Source organism: Amycolatopsis sp. NPDC088138, assembly GCF_044741685.1.
Taxonomy (GTDB): Bacteria; Actinomycetota; Actinomycetes; order Mycobacteriales; family Pseudonocardiaceae; genus Amycolatopsis.
This window is the reverse complement of record NZ_JBIUTB010000003.1, coordinates 26,075-43,087: the sequence shown is the minus strand read 5'-3', so window position 1 is coordinate 43,087 and position 17,013 is coordinate 26,075. Positions and strand designations below refer to the sequence as shown.

General features: G+C 71.8%; 13 protein-coding genes. 8 read left to right on the top strand and 5 right to left on the bottom strand.

What is annotated here, in order from left to right; all coding sequences use genetic code 11:
- Positions 1-3,423: 3,423 nt before the first annotated feature.
- Positions 3,424-3,606, top strand: a complete 183-nt coding sequence (locus tag ACIOD2_RS15080; RefSeq protein ID WP_400538132.1) for a hypothetical protein — start codon at positions 3,424-3,426, stop codon at positions 3,604-3,606.
- On the opposite strand, the gene ACIOD2_RS15075 is transcribed toward ACIOD2_RS15080, so the two are convergent.
- Positions 3,603-4,547: an AAA family ATPase gene (locus ACIOD2_RS15075; RefSeq protein WP_400538130.1), complete on the bottom strand. Its 945-nt coding sequence runs from the start codon at positions 4,545-4,547 to the stop codon at positions 3,603-3,605. The two genes, ACIOD2_RS15080 and ACIOD2_RS15075, sit on opposite strands and share 4 nt — an antisense overlap.
- Positions 4,548-4,688: 141 nt before the next feature.
- Between ACIOD2_RS15075 and ACIOD2_RS15070 the strand changes: the two genes are divergently transcribed.
- Both ACIOD2_RS15070 and ACIOD2_RS15065 read left to right on the top strand, forming a co-directional pair.
- Positions 4,689-6,095: an RNB domain-containing ribonuclease gene (locus ACIOD2_RS15070; RefSeq protein ID WP_400538128.1), complete on the top strand. Its 1,407-nt coding sequence runs from the start codon at positions 4,689-4,691 to the stop codon at positions 6,093-6,095.
- A complete protein-coding gene (locus ACIOD2_RS15065) occupies positions 6,092-6,865 on the top strand; it encodes a helical backbone metal receptor (RefSeq protein WP_400538126.1) in 774 nt (257 codons plus the stop codon). Before ACIOD2_RS15070 ends, ACIOD2_RS15065 begins: the two co-directional genes overlap by 4 nt.
- Positions 6,866-6,918: 53 nt before the next feature.
- Here the strand turns inward: ACIOD2_RS15065 and ACIOD2_RS15060 are convergent, their stop codons facing one another.
- Positions 6,919-8,346, bottom strand: coding sequence for an aldehyde dehydrogenase family protein (locus ACIOD2_RS15060; protein WP_400538124.1), 1,428 nt, complete (start codon positions 8,344-8,346; stop codon positions 6,919-6,921).
- A complete protein-coding gene (gabT, locus tag ACIOD2_RS15055; RefSeq protein ID WP_400538122.1) occupies positions 8,343-9,698 on the bottom strand; it encodes a 4-aminobutyrate--2-oxoglutarate transaminase in 1,356 nt (451 codons plus the stop codon). The genes ACIOD2_RS15060 and gabT overlap by 4 nt, the downstream gene beginning before the upstream one ends.
- A 103-nt stretch (positions 9,699-9,801) precedes the next feature.
- Between gabT and ACIOD2_RS15050 the strand changes: the two genes are divergently transcribed.
- Together ACIOD2_RS15050 and ACIOD2_RS15045 are read left to right on the top strand one after the other, a co-directional pair.
- On the top strand, positions 9,802-11,262 hold the full coding sequence (locus tag ACIOD2_RS15050; RefSeq protein ID WP_400538120.1) for a PucR family transcriptional regulator: 1,461 nt from the start codon (positions 9,802-9,804) through the stop codon (positions 11,260-11,262).
- Between the two features lie 58 nt (positions 11,263-11,320).
- Complete coding sequence (locus ACIOD2_RS15045) at positions 11,321-11,695, top strand: hypothetical protein (RefSeq protein ID WP_400538118.1); 375 nt, start codon at positions 11,321-11,323, stop codon at positions 11,693-11,695.
- Positions 11,696-11,698: 3 nt separating this feature from the next.
- On the opposite strand, the gene ACIOD2_RS15040 is transcribed toward ACIOD2_RS15045, so the two are convergent.
- Together ACIOD2_RS15040 and ACIOD2_RS15035 are read right to left on the bottom strand one after the other, a co-directional pair.
- The gene (locus ACIOD2_RS15040) at positions 11,699-12,400 is read right to left on the bottom strand and encodes a cache domain-containing protein (protein ID WP_400538116.1); all 702 of its coding nucleotides are present in this window, start codon (positions 12,398-12,400) and stop codon (positions 11,699-11,701) included.
- 34 nt (positions 12,401-12,434) lie between these two features.
- A complete protein-coding gene (locus ACIOD2_RS15035; RefSeq protein WP_400538114.1) occupies positions 12,435-13,163 on the bottom strand; it encodes a FadR/GntR family transcriptional regulator in 729 nt (242 codons plus the stop codon).
- A gap of 111 nt (positions 13,164-13,274) precedes the next feature.
- Between ACIOD2_RS15035 and ACIOD2_RS15030 the strand changes: the two genes are divergently transcribed.
- Genes ACIOD2_RS15030 through ACIOD2_RS15020 form a run of 3 tightly spaced genes read left to right on the top strand, consistent with a single transcriptional unit; the run spans position 13,275 to position 17,013 of the window.
- Positions 13,275-14,723, top strand: a complete 1,449-nt coding sequence (locus ACIOD2_RS15030; protein WP_400538113.1) for a gamma-aminobutyraldehyde dehydrogenase — start codon at positions 13,275-13,277, stop codon at positions 14,721-14,723.
- 8 nt (positions 14,724-14,731) lie between these two features.
- Positions 14,732-15,814, top strand: a complete 1,083-nt coding sequence (locus ACIOD2_RS15025) for an ABC transporter ATP-binding protein (protein ID WP_400538112.1) — start codon at positions 14,732-14,734, stop codon at positions 15,812-15,814.
- Entirely contained in the window at positions 15,811-17,013 is a 1,203-nt protein-coding gene (locus ACIOD2_RS15020; protein WP_400538110.1) for an ABC transporter substrate-binding protein, read from the top strand. The genes ACIOD2_RS15025 and ACIOD2_RS15020 overlap by 4 nt, the downstream gene beginning before the upstream one ends.

Below are 17,013 nucleotides of genomic sequence, written 5' to 3'. Positions count from 1 at the left end.
GCACGCCCCTGGCCGACCAGCTGAGTGTCGGTTACCCCGGCGTCGACGCCGGTTACGTGGTGTTGCCCAGGTCGCTGGCCGAGGGGATGTCCCTGCCGTGGCAGCAGCAGATGGCGGCGCTGCTGGCCCAGTTCCACGCCGAAAACGCCCGGCTGACGTGGCCGATCTACCGCGTGGTGCCGTCGCGCTACGAGCGCCTGGAGGATCTCGACGAGGAGCAGCTCGCGGAGGCGGGCTACCTGGTGGAGATGGACGCCGACGGCGAGATGGTCTACCGCGAGCGCAGCGGCCGCAAGGTCGACGACCCGGCCAACACGACGGTCCTGGTGTCCAGCCTCGACCCGATCCCGAAGCCGGCGGCGCGCCCGCAGGCTCCGCCTCCCGGGGCGCCCCCACCGCCGAGCCAGGCCCCGGCCCCGATGAACATCGGCCCGGCGCCGGTGTGGCGGACGATGCCTCATCCGCCTGGCCCGGTTCAGGGCGGGCGGGAGCAGGGGCCTCCATCGTCTGGGGTCTCGCCTGGGGCTTCGGCTGGGGCTTCGTCTGGCGCCTCGCCGGGGGCTTCGTCTGGGGCTTCGGGCGGGGTTGAGTCTGCTGGTGGGTTTGTTGAGTCGCGGCCTGTGGCTGAGCCTGGTGGTGGGTTTGTCGAAGCGCGGCCTGTGGCTGAGCCTGCTGGTGGGACTGTTGAGTCGCGGCCTGGGGTTGAGGCTGCTGGTGGGTTTGTCGAGCCGCGGCCTGGGACTGAGCCTGCTGGTGGATTTGCTGGTGCGCGGCCCGGGGTCGAGTCACCGGTTGGGTTCGCGGAGTCGCGGCCTGAGGTCGAACCGTCTGGTGGGTTCGTCGACCCGAGGTCCGGGGGAGAGCCGCCGGGCGGATTTGTCGATTCGCGTCCTGGGGTGCCCAGTTCTCCTGCTGAGGCCGAGCCGCCCACGGCGGCCGTCGATGCGCGGCCGGGAGCGCCCGCCGGCGGCCTGGCCTGGAGCCGCCCGGAGGAGGCGGCGCCGAACCAGCACCGTCCGGAACCGCCGCCCAGCTGGGAACACCGCGCCCCGGAGCCGGAGTGGTCGGTGGCCGCCGAGGCGGACCTCCCAGGCCCGGTCAAGGCACCAGAGCAGACGGCCCGCCACGCGGCGCCGGAGACGACGGACCCCGTAGCCGAGGCATCGGCAAGCCCCCCGCGACACGCACCTCCGGCGGCGGCCGTCGTGGAGTCGCCGCTCTCGGCGGAGTGGTCCGACCCGCAGTCTGCTGCCGATTCGCCGCTCGATCAGTCCGACACGTCCACCGCGGACCTGGGTGAGTCGGCACCGCAGCACGACGGTTCCGTGCCCCCGCAAGCCGACGAGCCGTCCGAGTCACAGAACCCCAGCGAGCTCGCAGCGAGCGGCTCGCCTGCCCCGCACTCCGACGATTTTGCCGAGCCGGCGCCTGACAGGGACGACGAGGCACGGCCTACCGCGGAGGGCGGCTCGCCTGTGTCGCACTCCGGCGAATCGGCTGAGCCAGCGCCTGCCTCGCCTTCCGGCGAGTCCGACGGGCCGGTGCCTGTCGCCGAAGACGGTTCGCCGACGGGCGGGTCGGCGCCTGCGCCGCACTCGGACGAGTCGGCCGGACCGGTGCCCGCCGCGGAAGACGGTTCGGTTGAATCGCCCATCAGCGAGTCGGACGAGCCGATACCTGCCGGCGAGGATGGTTTGCCCTCCCACGAGCCGGCGGACGTCGAGTCCGTGGAAGAGGACGCCTCGCACTCCGGTGCGCCGTCTGCCTCACCGTCCGATCGGCCCACGCCGCCGCCTGCTTCGCAGACCTGGCAGCCCGCCATATCGCCGGACGGGCCGCCCGCCGGGGAGCCCTCGGTGCCGTCTGGTCAGAACCCCGTGCCGCCCGTCGCGGCATCGTCTGGGCTGCCATCTCAGCCCGGCCAGCCTCTTGCGCAGCCGGGCCCGGTCGCGCCGCCTTCGGGACCGTCGGCTGATCAACCCCAGCCGCAGTTAAACCAGCCAGGCCCGGTCGCGCCGCCGTCGGGGGCCGGTCAGTCCGGCCCACCTGTGGCGCAGCCTGGATCGCAGGTCGGGCAGCAGCCAAACCTGACCACGCCACAGCCCGGCGACCAGCCAGCCCCAGCCGCACCGCAGTTCGGCGGGCAACCAGGCCCGATCGCGCCGCAGCCGGGCCCGGCTGCGCCACAGTCAGGCCAGCAGCCAGGCGCGGCTGCACCGCAGTTCGGGCAGCAGCCTGGTTCGGCTGCACCGCAGGCAGACCCAACCACGTCGCAGCCAGGCTCAGTCACACCGCAGGCCGACCAGCAGCCTGGTCCGATCACACCGCAACCAGGTTCAGTTCCGCCGCAGCCCAGCCAGCAGTCCGGTCCAACTGCGCCGCAGTTCGGGCAGTTGCCAGGCTCGGCTGCGCCGCAGCAAAGCTCAGGCACGCAGGTCGGCCAGCAGCCCGGCGCGATCACACCGCAGTCCGGCCCGGCTGCGCCGCAGTTCGGGCAGCAGCCCGCGGCAGCCCTGCAGCCCGGCTCAGCCCCGCCGCAATCCGGGCAGCAGCCCGGCGCGGCAGCACCGGAGCCCGGCCAGCAGCCCGGCTCAATGTCGCCGCAGCCTGGCCCGACCTCGCCGCAGCCCAGCTCAGCCACGCCGCAGCCCGGCCAGCAGAGCGGCCCGATCTCGCCGCAACTCGGTTCAGTCACGCTGCAGCCCGGTCAGCAGCCCGGCTCAGCCTCGCCGCAGCCCGGCTCAGTCACGCCGCAACCCGGTCAGCAGAGCGGCCCGACCTCGCCGCAGTCCGGTCAGCAGACCGGCCCAACGTCGCCGCAGCCTGGTCAGCAGAGCGGCCCGACCTCGCCGCAGTCCGGTCAGCAGAGCGGCCCAGCCTCGCCGCAGCCCGGCTCAGCCACGCCACAACCCGGTCAGCAGACCGGCCCAACCCCGCCGCAGCCAGGTCAGCCGAGCCAGCCAGGCCATCCCGGTCAGCCGGGTCAGCCGCAAGCCCCCCAGCACTGGGCCCCCGCCAACAACCCAGCCGGCAGCCCCACCAACGGCCCAGTCCGCACCCAACCCCCGAAACCCGTCTTCCCAGGCCCGGAATCGACCCCCCAGTCCTTCCCGACCAGGCACGCCGCGCCCGTCCGGCCCGTTTTCCCCGGGCCGAACTCCGCACCGCAGCCGCCGAACCCGGCCGCGCCGCCCGTTTTCCCCGGCCGGGAAGCTCTCCCGCAGCCCTCGAACCCGGCCGGTTCGGACGCCGATACCCCGCCCCGCGGGACCGCCATGCCCTCCCGCGGGTGGTTCGACGAGTTCACCGATCAGCCCGCCGAACCCGAGGAGCCGCAGGAGTTCGGGCCCACCGGGCAGCCGACCGAGATCCCCTACCGGTACAAGCGCTGACAGACTCGCCCGGGGATGCAAGGCTTGGGGTATGGCGAAAGACGCGAACCCGGACCCGGGGTGGTACTACAACACCCGCACCAACCAGGTCGAGCACCTCGAGCGCGGCCGCGGCATCGATCTGCTCGGGCCGTACCCCGACGAGGCCACGGCGCGGCAGGCCCTCGACATCGCCAAGGAACGAACCCGGCGAGCGGACGCCGAAGACGACTAGACCACCACCTGCGGACCCAGCACGAACTCCGGGTCCACCTGTGAGGCCAGCTCGGCGCCGGCCCACGCCTTGGCGTTGCGCAGGTGAAACTCGACGGCTTGACGCTGGTAGCGCGCCCATTCGCGCTGCTCGGCGTCGACCGCCGCGTGCATCGCTCGCAGCGTCGAGAGGTTGGCCGGCTCCAGCTCGCTGATCGGCCGGGCCGCGCCGCGCTCGGCCGCGCGCACGTGCCGTGACGCCGACATCCACCCCAGCAACGCGTCGCCGACCTGCTCGCGCAGGAATTCGACGTCCTCGTCGTCGGTGACCTTGTTGCCGACGACCACGAGCCGCACGCCGAAGTCGCGTGCGTAGTCCGCGTACTGCCGGTACACGCCCACGCTGCGCACCGTCGGCTCGCACACCAGGAACGTCACGTCGAACCGCGTGAACAGCCCCGACGCGAACGCGTCGGCGCCCGCGGTCATGTCCATCACGACGTACTCGCCGTCGACGTCGACCATGTGGTTCAGCAGCAGCTCCGCCGCACCGACCTTCGAGTGGTAGCACTTGACGCCGAGGTCGTCCTCGTCGAACTGGCCGGTGACGCCCAGCCGGACCCCGCCCAGCTGCCGGAAGCACGCGGCGAAGATCGGGTTGTCCTCGAACGGCCGGACCAGCCGCGAACCCCGGCCCGGCGGGGTCGTCTTGATCATCGACGCCGCGTCCGGGATCCGCGGGTTGTCGCCGCGCAGGTGGTCCTTGATCAGGGCCATGTTGTCGCCGAGCGTCGGCCAGGCGAGCGCTTCCTCTTCGGTCGCGCCGAGCGCCACCGCGAGGTGCTGGTTGATGTCGGCGTCGATGGCCAGTACCGGCCGGCCGGCGCCGGCGAGGTACGCGACGAACAGCGACGACAGCGTGGTCTTGCCGCTGCCGCCCTTGCCGACGAACGCGATCTTCACGATCGGACCCCTTCTTGGGAATGAAGACGGTTTTCATTATTGCGGAGTCAACGTACACCCGACCGGCCCGAGCCCGATCGGGCGATCACAGTGGCGTTTCCCGGGCCGTTCGCGGGTTAGGGTTGGGGGGTGCCTCCCCTCGTGATCAGGACACATTCGGCGGGCGGGGACTTCGGCCCCCTGCGTGCCGAGTTTTCGCTGCCGGAGTCCTTCGGGCCCGAGGTGCTCGCCGAGGCGGAAGCCGCGGTCCTGGATCCGCTGGCGAGCGCCGGGACCCGGGAGGACGCGACGGACCTGCCGTTCGTCACGATCGACCCGCCCGGGTCGAAGGACCTCGACCAGGCGATGGTCGTCGAGCGGACCGCACACGGCTTCCGGGTGCACTACGCGATCGCCGACCTGGCCGCGTTCGTCCCGCCCGACGGCGCGCTCGACCGCGAGTCCCGCCGCCGCGGGCAGACGCTCTACCTGCCCGACGGCAACGTCCCGCTGCACCCGCCGGTGCTGTCCGAGGGCGCGGCGAGCCTGCTGCCCGGCGAGATCCGGCCCGCGGTGCTCTGGACCATCGAGACCGACGAAGCGGGCGAGCCGACGGCGACCCGCGTGCGCCGCGCGCTGGTCCGGTCCACCGAGCAGTTCGACTACGAGACGGTCCAGGCCGCCCTCGAAGCCGGTGACCCGCACCCTTCGGTGGCCGCGTTGCCCGAGCTGGGACGGCGGCGGCGCGAGCTGGCCGTCCGCCGCGGTGCCGTCGAGCTGCAGCTGCCCGAGCAGGAGATCAGCGGCGACCCGGACGGCGGCTGGGTGCTGGCGCGGCGTCCGCGCACCGCCGTCGACGCCTGGAACGCCGAGATCTCGCTGCTCACCGGGATGGCCGCGGCGCAGATCATGATCGACGCGAAGATCGGCGTCCTGCGCACGCTGCCCGACCCGGAGCCCGAGGCCGTCGACTGGCTGCGCCGCTCCGCCGAAGCGGTCGGCATCGCCTGGCCGGCTGCCGACACCGTCTCGGAGTTCCTGTCCCGGCTGGATCCCCGGCAGCCCGCGGCGATGGCGATCTACGCGGACACGACACGCTTGCTGCGCGGCGCCGGCTACACGGCGTTCGACGGCGGCCTGCCGGCGCTCACCACGCACGCGGGCATCGGCGGCGCGTACGCGCACGTGACGGCGCCGATCCGGCGGCTGGTCGACCGGTTCGCGACGGAGATCTGCCTCGCGGTGTCGGCCGATCGCGACGTCCCGGGGTGGGTGCGGGCGGCGCTGGCGGACGTCCCGGAGCGGATGACGGCGTCGGACACCCTCGCGGCGAAGGTCGAGCGGGCGTGCATCGACCAGGTCGAGGCGTGGGTGCTGGCCGAGCACGTCGGCGGCGAGTTCAGTGCGGTGGTGCTGCGCGCGGACGAGAACAAGGCGGAGATCCTGGTCGAGGACCCGACGGTGATGGCGAAGTGCTCGGGGGAGAAGCTCACCGCGGGGGAGCGGATCGGCGTCCGGCTGACCGCGGTGGACGTCGAGAAGCGGAAGGTGTCGTTCGAACGCGCATGACGCACCTCGTCGACGATCTCGGTGAGCCGGTCCCGCTCGGCGGCTCGGTGTCGCGCGTCGTGTCGCTGGTGCCGTCGCTGACCGAAGCCGTCGAGGTCAGTGCGCCCGGCCGGCTCGCCGGCGCGACCGACTACTGCACCCATCCGTCCACTTTGGACGTCCCGCGGGTCGGTGGCTCGAAGTACCCGAAGGTGGACCGGATCCTGGAGCTGGCGCCGGACCTGGTGCTGGCCAACTCGGAGGAGAACCGCCCGGAGGACGTGGAACGGTTGCGCGCCAACGGGATCCCGGTGTGGGTGATGGAGGCGTCGGCCTCGGTCCCGGCCGCGCTGGGTTCGCTGCGGCGGATCCTGACCCAGGCGTACGAGCTGGCGGAGCCGGACTGGCTGGTCGAGGCCGAGGAGATCTGGCGCGAGGTCCGGCCGGTGCGGTTCCACGCGGTGGTCCCGGTGTGGCGCAAGCCGTGGATCGTCCTGGGCCGCGAGACGTTCGCGGGTGACGTCCTGCGCCGGGTCGGCGTCGCGAACGTCTACGCGGGCGCCGAGGAGCGCTACCCGCGCCCGGACGTCGAGGAGCTGCGGGCCCACTTCGCGGCGGACGCGGACCTGCTGGTGCTGCCGGACGAGCCGTACCTGTTCACCGAGGACGACGGCCCGGACCACTTCCCGGACGAGCGGTACGTCCTGGTCTCGGGCCGTCATCTCACCTGGTACGGCCCGTCCTTGGTGGACGCGCACGCCGCTCTGCTGGAGGCCCTGCCAAAGCCGTGAAGGGCACCTTCAGGGACTCTATGTCCCTGAAGGTGCCCCTCACGGCTTTTCGGCTACAGCGTCAGGCCGGTCAGGACCGTTACCCGCTCCTCGGTGAAGTCCGCCATCGCCGAAGCCGGCCCCTCGCGGCCCACGCCCGAGTCCTTGACCCCGCCGTACGGCATCTGGTCGGCGCGGAAGCTCGGGACGTCGCCCACCAGAACCCCGCCGACCTGGAGCGCAGAAGACACTGAGAACGCCGTCGGGAGGTCGCGCGTGAACACGCCCGCCTGCAAGCCGAAGCGCGACGCGTTGATCCGCGCCACCCCCTCCTCGACCGAGTCGACGCGGATCAGCGAGACCACCGGGCCGAAGACCTCGTCGGCCATCACCGACGCGTCCTCCGGGACGTCCGCCAGCACCGTCGGCTCGAAGGTCGCACCAGAGCGCGAACCACCGGCCAGCAAACGACCGCCCGCGGCGACAGCGGAAGAAACCCACGAGGAAACCCGGGAAGCCGCGTCGTCATTGATCATCGGGCCGACGTCCACGCCCTCCGCGCGCGGGTCGCCCGTGCGCAGAGCGCTGACCTGCGAAAGGACCTTTTCGACCAAAGCGTCGTAAACCGCGGCGTGCGCGTACACCCGCTGCACCGAGATGCACGATTGGCCGGCCTGGTACATGGCGAACGTCGCGATGCGCTGCGCCGCGAAGTCGAGGTCCGTCCAATCGGGACAGATGAGGACCGCGCCGTTGCCGCCGAGTTCCAGCGCGACGTGCTTGCGCGGCACGCTGTCGCGGATGCTCCAGCCGACCGGGACCGAGCCGGTGAACGAGACCACCGGCAGCCGCGGGTCCTGGACCAGCCGCGACGACGTCTCGTTGTCCACCGGCAGGATCGACCACGAGCCCGCCGGAAGATCGGTGGCGGCCAGGATCTCGCCGAGCAGCAACGCGGTCAGCGGCGTCGCGGGCGCGGGCTTCAGCACGATCGGCGCGCCGACCGCGATCGCCGGGGCCACCTTGTGCGCCACCAGGTTCAGCGGGAAGTTGAACGGCGTGATGCCCAGCACCGGACCGCGGGGCACACGCCGGACCAGCGCCAAGCGGCCGGTGCCGCCCGGGTCGGTGTCGAGGCGCTGCAGCTCACCCGAGAAGCGGCGGGCCTCCTCGGCGGCCCAGCGGAACGTCGACACCGCGCGCCCGACCTCGCCGCGTGCCCACTTCAGCGGCTTGCCGGACTCGGCGGTGATCAAAGACGCGATCTCCTCGGACCGCTCACCCAGAGCCCGGGACACGTGGTCCAGCGCGCCGGCGCGGACGTGCGCGGGCAGCGTCGCGAACTCGTCGCGAACGTCGTGCGCGGCCTGGACCGCGGCCTCGACGTCCGAAGTGGACGGTACGAAGTGCGAACCGGCGAGTGAGCCGTCGAAGGAGTGGCGGACGTCAGCAGAAGCGCCGCCGGTCACCGGCTTTCCGGCGACCCAGAAGGGGAAAGTCACGAGCGAGCCTCCGTGCGGACAGCGTGCTCGAGGACCGAGAGGCCCTCGTCGAGCAGGTCGTTGGACAGGGACAGCGGCGGCAGCAGGCGGACGACGTTGCCGTAGGTGCCGCAGGTCAGCACGATGACGCCGGCCCGGTGACAGGCCGCCGCGACGCGCTTGGTCAGGTCGGCGTCCGGTTCGGTCGTGCCCGGTCGCACGAACTCCGCGGCCAGCATCGCGCCGCGGCCGCGGACGTCACCGATCACGCCGGTCTCGTCGGCCAGGGCGCGCAGCCGCGGCAGGACAACCCCTTCGATGCGCTTCGCCGACGCCGCCAGGTTCTCGGCCTTCATCGTCTCGATCGAGCCGAGCGCGGCGGCGCAGGCGATCGGGTTGCCGCCGTAGGTGCCGCCGAGGCCGCCGGGCGGGACGGCGTCGAGCAGCTCGGCGCGGCCGGTGACCGCGGCCAGCGGCAGGCCGCCCGCGATGCCCTTGGCCGTCGCGACCAGGTCCGGGACGACGTCCTCGTCGCTCGACGCGAACCAGGAACCGGTGCGGCAGAAGCCGGTCTGCACCTCGTCGGCGACGAACACGACGCCGTTTTCGCGGCACCAGGCCGCAAGCGCGGGCAGGAAGCCGCGCGCGGGCTCGATGAAGCCGCCCTCGCCCTGGATCGGCTCGAGCACCACGGCCGCGACCTGGTCGCCGCCGATCTGCTTCTCGATTCGGTCGATCGCCAGAGCTGCTGCCTCGGAGCCGGAAAGCCCGTCGCGGAACGGGTACGACCCCGGCACGCGGTAGACCTCGGGGGCGAACGGGCCGAAGCCGTGCTTGTAGGGCACCGACTTCGCGGTCATGCCCATGGTCAGGTTGGTGCGGCCGTGGTAGGCGTGGTCGAACACGACGACGGCCTGGCGCCCGGTCGCGACGCGCGCGATCTTCACGGCGTTCTCGACGGCTTCCGCGCCGGAGTTGAACAGCACCGACTTCTTCGCGTGGTCACCCGGCGTCAGCTCGGCCAGGGCCTCGCACACCTCGACGTAACCCTCGTACGGCGTGACCATGAAACAGGTGTGGGTGAACAGCTCGGCCTGCGCGCGGACGCGGTCGACGACGGCCGGCGCGGAGTGCCCGACGCTGGTCACCGCGATGCCGGAGCCGAAGTCGATCAGGACGTTGCCGTCGGCGTCGGTGAGCAGGCCGCCGCTGGCGGAGGTGACGTAGACGGGCAGCACCGAGCTGACCCCGGCGGCGACCGCGTTGAGACGCCGCTCCTGCAGCTCCCGCGAGACGGGGCCGGGGATCTCGGTGCGCAGCCGGCGCTGCCGGGGTGCCGGGGCCTGCGGCTCGGCGGTGGTGCTTGCGGTCACGGCGTGCTCCTGAGGACGGGGGTGGACGTCCTCAGGATGAGCTGCGGCCGGGGCGGACGTCAGCTGGCCGGACTGGCCAATTCGGGGCGTAGAATTGGCCGTTATGGCACTCACGCTGCGAGGACTGGCCGCCGACCGCCCGCTCGGCCTGCGCGTGCTGACCGGTGACGCCGCGCTGGACCGCCCGATCGGCTGGGTGCACCCGACAGAGCTGACCGACCCGCAGGCCTTCCTCGAGGGCGGTGAGCTGCTGCTCACGACCGGTCTGGCCCTGGACGAGGAGACGTCCCCGGCTTATGTGCGCCGCCTGGTGGACGCCGGGGTGGCGGGGCTCGGGTTCGGCGTCGGGCTGAGTCACGACGAGGTGCCGGCCACGCTGGTCGAGACGGCCGCCGAGGTCGGGCTGCCGCTGCTGGAGGTGCGGCGCGAGACGCCGTTCATCGCGATCACCCGGGCGGTGTCGCGGGCGGTCGCGGCCGATGAGTACGCGATGACGGTCCGCATCGGTAAGGCCCAGCAGGAACTGACGCGCACGGCGGTCGGCAAGGGCGGCCCGGCGGGGGTGCTGCGCAAACTGGCCAAGCTGATCGACGGCTGGGTCCTGCTCTTCGACCACACGAGTGCCGAGGCCGCGCCCACGAGCGCACACGCGCACGCCGGCTCGGTCCGCGAAGAAGCGAAGCACCTTCGCTCCGGAACGCGGGCCTTCGCGCTCGACGGGGAGGAGGTCGTGCTGCAGACCCTGCACACCCGTGCGCGCCGGATCCTCGCCGTCGGGACGCCCGAGCCGCTCGACACCGCCGGCCGGCACGTCGTCAACGCCGCGGTGTCGCTGCTTTCCCTTGCCCTGGAACAGGATCTGACCCTCGCGCACGCGTGGTGGGACCTGCGGAAAGGTGCGGCCGACCTGCTGGCGGCGGGGCAGTACGAGCTGGCGTTCGGACTGATCACGACGGTGTGGGGCGACCCGCCCGAGCCGCCGTGGGCGATGGTCGCGCTGGTCGGCGCACCCGCGCAGCGTCGCCGCGTGGGTGATGCGCTCGACGGTGACAGCTCCCTCTTCTTCGCGGAGTGGGGATCGGCGATGCTGGTGGTGGGCCGCTCGGGCGGCGACGTGCTGGACCGGGCCCTGGCCGCGGCGGCGACCGTCCCGCCGATGTACGCCGGCCTGGCGGACCCGGTGCGGCTGGAGGACTTCGAGGTGGGCGCGGAGCAGGCCGACCTGGCGGCGCGAGCGGCGGAGGCCGACGGCAAGCCCCTGGTGACCTTCGCCGAGCACTCCGCCCGCGGCCTGCTGTCCCTCATCGACCCCGTGGTGGCGCGGATCTACGCCGAAAACGCGCTGGCTCCGCTGCGGTCGCACGACGAAACGGGCCGTGGCGACCTCGTCGGCTCACTGCGCTGCTGGCTGGAGCACCACGGCCACTGGGACACCGCGGCCGCCCGCCTCGGCGTCCACCGCCACACGCTGCGCAACCGGATCCGGAAGGCCGAGGAACTGCTCGGCCGCGACCTCGACTCACCGGGCGTGCGCGCCGAACTCTGGGTGGCTCTCCAGGCCTGAGCAACACAGGTGCCGGGTCGGACGTCTCCTTCGCATGGCCTACAAGCGGGTGGCACTGGTGGCTTCGGTGGTTGTGCTGCTGGCGGCGGGCGGGCTCGCGTTCCTGCCCTGGACGGCCAACCACTTCGGTTACGCGCTGCCGGGCGATCGCGGGCTGCCGTACCGCATCCACCACGCCGGCCGGGACTACCGGAGCTACTTGACGTGCGCCGGTGCCGGCTGGTGTGGATCGGCCGATCCGTACTGCGTGCCGCTGGTGCACTTCGGTGGCACCGCGGCTTCGTTGACCCCGGTCGACGAGGTGGTCACGTTGTTCGGCGCGTCGCACGTCGTGTTCACCACCAAGCCGGTGCCGGACGGGACCCCGACGGTGGTTCTCGTGCGAGCCGGTTCGGACTGCTACGTGGGCTATGCGCTGATGGGTGGTCCCTGACCGCTAACGAACCAGCACGATCGGCGAGTCCCCGCACCGGCGCAGCACCGGCCCCGGCTCCGCGCCCGACGACCACCAAGCCGGGACGTCCACCTCGCGCACCAGGGACCCCGTCGCCTGCCGGACGCTGTTGGACACGATCACCCGACCCTGCGCGTTCAGCAGCGCCGCACCCCGCCCGAGCGCGCGCAGCCGCGGCCGCACCGCGCGCTCGAACTCGCGCACGTACACGTCCGCTCCCACCACCCCCGCGAACGCGCCGGCCGAAACCACCGGGATCGTGAACGTCAGCGTGTACTCGTCGGTGCACAGGTAATCGACGTACGGGCCGTTGATGTGCCGCCGCCCGGTGTCGCGCGGGACCGTGAACCACGACTGGCGCGTGTAATCGAGAAAGTTCTCGCTGCCCGGGTCGAGGCTGATGAACAGCTGGGACGGCGGCGAACCGGCCGTCCACCACTCGAAGCCGAACTCCGAATCCTCGAGCACCCGCGGCGCGCTGACGAACCCCGCGCCGACGATCAGCCCGCCGAGGGCCTCGGTGACGGCCGGGCGGATCCGGTGCAGCGCCGCGGCGGCCGGGGCGTCGGCCAGCACCGACTCGGCGGCCGCGAGCAACGGCTTCAGCCGGTCGAAAACCCCTTCCACCAAAGCGGAAACCTGCTCGACGACCTCGTCGCCGGCCAGCGTGCGGGTGTCGTTCACGGTGCTCACCTCGATGCGCGGGTTGGGACGGAGCTTACGGGCTGAGCAGGTCCAGGTGCACGTCCGCGAGCCGGTCGAGCGCGCCCAGCAGGTGCTCCTCGGTGAGCTTGCGGGCCAGGTCGCCGTCCGCGGACGCGATCGCCGCGGTGATCGCCGTGTGCTCCTCGTGCGAATGGGTCCCGAGCGGCAGCCACAGCAGGCCGCCCAGCTCGGCCTGCAGGTGGACCTCTTCGTGCGTCAGCCGCGGTGACTGGGCGGCCGCCGCGATCTCCAGGTGGAACTGCCGCTCCGCCCGCGTGAAGTCGATGCCGTGCGCCGTGCGGAGGTCCTCGGTGGCCAGCCGCAGCCGTTCGACGTCCTCGGGGGAGCTGCGCTCGGCGGCGAGCTTGGCGGCGGCCCCGGCGATCGCGAGGTAGTGGTCGCCGACGTCGCGCAGGTCGGACAGCGACACCTCCTGCAGCCGCTCGCGCCAGAGGTCCGAGGGCGGGTTGGCCGGCGTGCGGACGAAGCTGCCGCCGCTGCGCCCCCGCCGCGTCTCGACGAGGCCCTGCTGCCGCAGCGCCACGAGCGCCTCCCGGACCGTCACGGTCGAGACGCCGAACTGCGCGGCCAGGTCGGCCTCGCTGGGCAGCTGCTCCTCGTCGGCGAGCAGGCCGAGGGTGATGGCGTCGACGAGCCGCGCCGCCACCGCTTCCGCCCGCCCGACCTGGCCGAGCGGGGCGAACATGGCGGACCGCGCGCTGTGCGACATGCCCTTGCGCATCGTGACCCTTCGCCGTCGGAGAACCCGTTCGCACCAATCTTGCCTGATCCACTTGTCCTATTACATATGGACTTATATGTTTTAGCTCCGCGAGCCTCCGAAGGAGTCACCGTGTCGTCTTCCAGCCCACCCGCCCCGCCGCAAGAGCTGAAGCACTACGTCGGCGGCGCGTACGTCGAGTCCAAGTCGGGCCGGACGGCGGAGATCACCGACCCGGTCACCGGGCGCGCCTACTGCACCGCGCCGATCGCCGGGCCCGAGGACGTCGACAACGCGCTGCAGGTCGCGGCCGCCGCGTTCGAGACCTGGCGCGCGACGACCCCCGCCCAGCGCCAGCTCGCGCTGCTGAAGATCGCCGACGCGCTCGAAGCCCGCGCCGACGAGGTCGTGCGCGTCGAGTCCGCGAACACCGGCAAGCCGATCGCGCTGACCATGGCCGAAGAGATCCCGATGCTGCTCGACCAGGTCCGGTTCTTCGCCGGGGCCGCGCGCGTGCTCGAGGGGCGCTCGGCCGGCGAGTACATGGAAGGCCACACGTCGTTCGTCCGGCGCGAGCCCGTCGGCGTCTGCGCCCAGGTCACGCCGTGGAACTACCCGCTGCTGATGGCGATCTGGAAGATCGCGCCGGCGCTGGCCGCGGGCAACACGGTGGTGCTCAAGCCGTCCGACACCACTCCGGCCTCGACGCTGCTGCTCGCCGAGATCGCCGGGGAGTTCCTGCCACCGGGTGTGTTCAACGTCGTGTGCGGTGACCGCGACACCGGCCGCGCGCTGGTCGAGCACGACATCCCGGCCATGGTGTCGATCACCGGCTCGGTCCGCGCGGGCATCGAGGTCGCGAAGTCCGCGGCCGTCGACGTCAAGCGCGTGCACCTGGAGCTGGGCGGCAAGGCGCCGGTCATCGTCTTCGGTGACGCCGACCTCGAAGCCGCCGCCGAAGCCATCGCCGTCGCGGGCTACTTCAACGCCGGCCAGGACTGCACGGCCGCCACCCGCGTCCTGGTCGCCGACGAGGTGCACGACGAGTTCGTCGGCGCGCTGGCCCGGCAGGCCGAGGCCACGAAGACCGGCAAGCCGGACGACGAAGACGTCGCGTACGGGCCGCTCAACAACGCGGCCCAGCTGGAGAAGGTGGCCGGGTTCATCGACCGCCTGCCCGGGCACGCGACCGTCCACTGTGGCGGACGAAGGGTCGGCGACGAGGGCTACTTCTACGAGGCGACGGTCGTCTCCGGCGTCAAGCAGGACGACGAGATCAGCCAGAACGAGATCTTCGGCCCGGTCATCACCGTCCAGCGGTTCGGCGACGAGGCCGAGGCGCTGAAGGCCGCGAACGGCGTCCAGTACGCGCTCGCGTCGTCGGTCTGGACCCGCGACCACCAGCGCGCGATGCGCCTGGCCGCGAAGCTCGACTTCGGCTGCGTCTGGATCAACACGCACATCCCGCTGGTCGCCGAGATGCCGCACGGCGGCTTCAAGAAGTCCGGCTACGGCAAGGACCTCTCGCTGTACGGCCTCGAGGACTACACCCGGATCAAGCACGTCATGAGCGCTCTGTGAGGCTGGCGATGCCCAACCAAGCCCCCTCCGAAACCCGCGTGGAACCTGAGCCGCCGGGCGAGACCGGCCAGCCCGCCGTCCGGCTTTCCGGGCTGCGCAAGCACTTCGGCGACGTCCACGCGGTCGACGGCGTCGACCTCGACATCCCGCCCGGCGAGTTCTTCTCGATGCTCGGCCCGTCCGGCTCCGGCAAGACGACCGTGCTGCGGATGATCGCCGGGTTCGAGCTGCCCACCGAGGGCACGATCGAGCTGGACGGCCGCGACGTGAGCCGGTTCCCGCCGTTCGAGCGCGACGTCAACACGGTGTTCCAGGACTACGCGCTGTTCCCGCACATGAGCGTCCAGCAGAACGTCGAATATGGCCTCCGCGTGAAGCGCGTCCCGAAGCAGCAACGTCGTGAGCGCGCTGTCGAAGCCCTCAAGACCGTCCGGCTGGAGGACTACGGCGCCCGCAAGCCGTCGCAGCTCTCCGGTGGGCAACGCCAGCGCGTCGCGCTCGCCCGCGCGCTGGTCAACCGGCCCAAGGTGCTGCTGCTCGACGAGCCGCTCGGCGCGCTCGACCTCAAGCTGCGGCAGGCGATGCAGCTGGAGCTCAAGCAGATCCAGCGCGACGTCGGCATCACGTTCGTCTTCGTCACCCACGACCAGGACGAGGCGCTCACCATGAGCGACCGGATCGCGGTGTTCAACAACGGCAAGATCGAGCAGGTCGGCCCGCCCGAAGAGGTCTACGAACGGCCGGCGAGCGCGTTCGTCGCGGGGTTCGTCGGGACGTCGAACCTGCTGGGCGGCCGCGGTGCCGAGTCGGTGATCGGCCGGCCCGGCCTGTTCAGCATCCGGCCGGAGAAGATCCGCATCGACGACGAGCTGTCCGAGCCCGCCGCCGCGGGGGAGACCAGCGCGACCGGCACGGTCACCGACGTCGTCTACGCGGGCGCGACCGTGCGCTACTCCGTCGCCCTCGACGCCGGCGGCCAGCTTTCGGTCGTCCGGCAGAACACCGACGGCGCCCTGGCGGACGGCCGCGTCCGGCTCAGCTGGCGCCACGAACACAGTTTCCCGGTCAGTACCCCGGAAGGAACGCCATGAAGAACAGGAAGACGCGGCTCGCCGGAATCATCGGCGTCAGCCTGCTGGTCGCTGCATGTGGCACGTCGGGCACGAGTTCGTCCGCGCCGCCCGGTGCGCAGGGGTTCACCCCGCCGAAGCTGGAGGCGCTGAAGGCGCTCGGGCAGCCGGAAGGTCAGCTGAACGTGCTGGCCTGGCCCGGGTACGCCGAGAACGGCTCGAACGACCCGAAGGTCAACTGGGTCACGCCGTTCGAGCAGCAGACCGGGTGCAAGGTCAACGTCAAGCCGTTCGGGACGTCCGACGAGGCCGTCACGCTGATGAAGACCGGCCAGTACGACGTGATCTCGGCCTCCGGCGACGCGTCGCTGCGGCTGGTGGCCTCGGGTGACGTCGAGCCGGTGAACACCGCGCTCGTGCCGAACTACGCCGACGTCCAGCCGTTCCTCAAGGACAAGTCCTGGAACAGCGTCGGCGGCGTCGCCTACGGCATCCCGCACGGCTGGGGCGCGAACCTGCTGACCTGGCGCACCGACAAGGTGACGCCGGCGCCGAATTCGTGGTCGGTGATGTTCGACGCGAACTCGCCGTACAAGGGCAAGGTCATCGCCTACGACTCGCCGATCTACATCGCCGACGCCGCGCTGTACCTGATGGCGCACCAGCCGGATCTGGGCATCAAGAACCCGTACGCGCTGGACGACAAGCAGTTCACCGCCGCGGTCGACCTGCTCAAGCAGCAGCGTCCGCTGGTGTCGGAGTACTGGTCGGACTACCTCAAGGAGTCGCAGGCCCTGAAGAACGGCGACGCCGTCGTCGGCACGGCCTGGCAGGTCACGGTCAACCTGACCAAGGGCGAGGGCGCGCCGCTGGAGTCGGCCGTGCCGAGCGAAGGCGCGACGGGCTGGTCGGACACCTGGATGGTCGCGGCGAAGTCGCCGCACAAGACGTGTGCCTACAAGTGGCTCGACTACATCGTCAGCCCGAAGGTGAACGCCCAGGTCGCCGAGTACTTCGGCGAGGCGCCGGCGAACACGAAGGCGTGCGCGGAGATGACGGACAAGACGCTCTGCGACACCTACCACGCCAGCGATTCGACGTACGCCTCGAAGATCGCGTACTGGACCACGCCGATCCCGCAGTGCCTCGACGGCCGCACGGACGTCAAGTGCAAGGACTACGGCGAGTGGACCAAGGCCTGGACCGAGATCAAGGGCTGA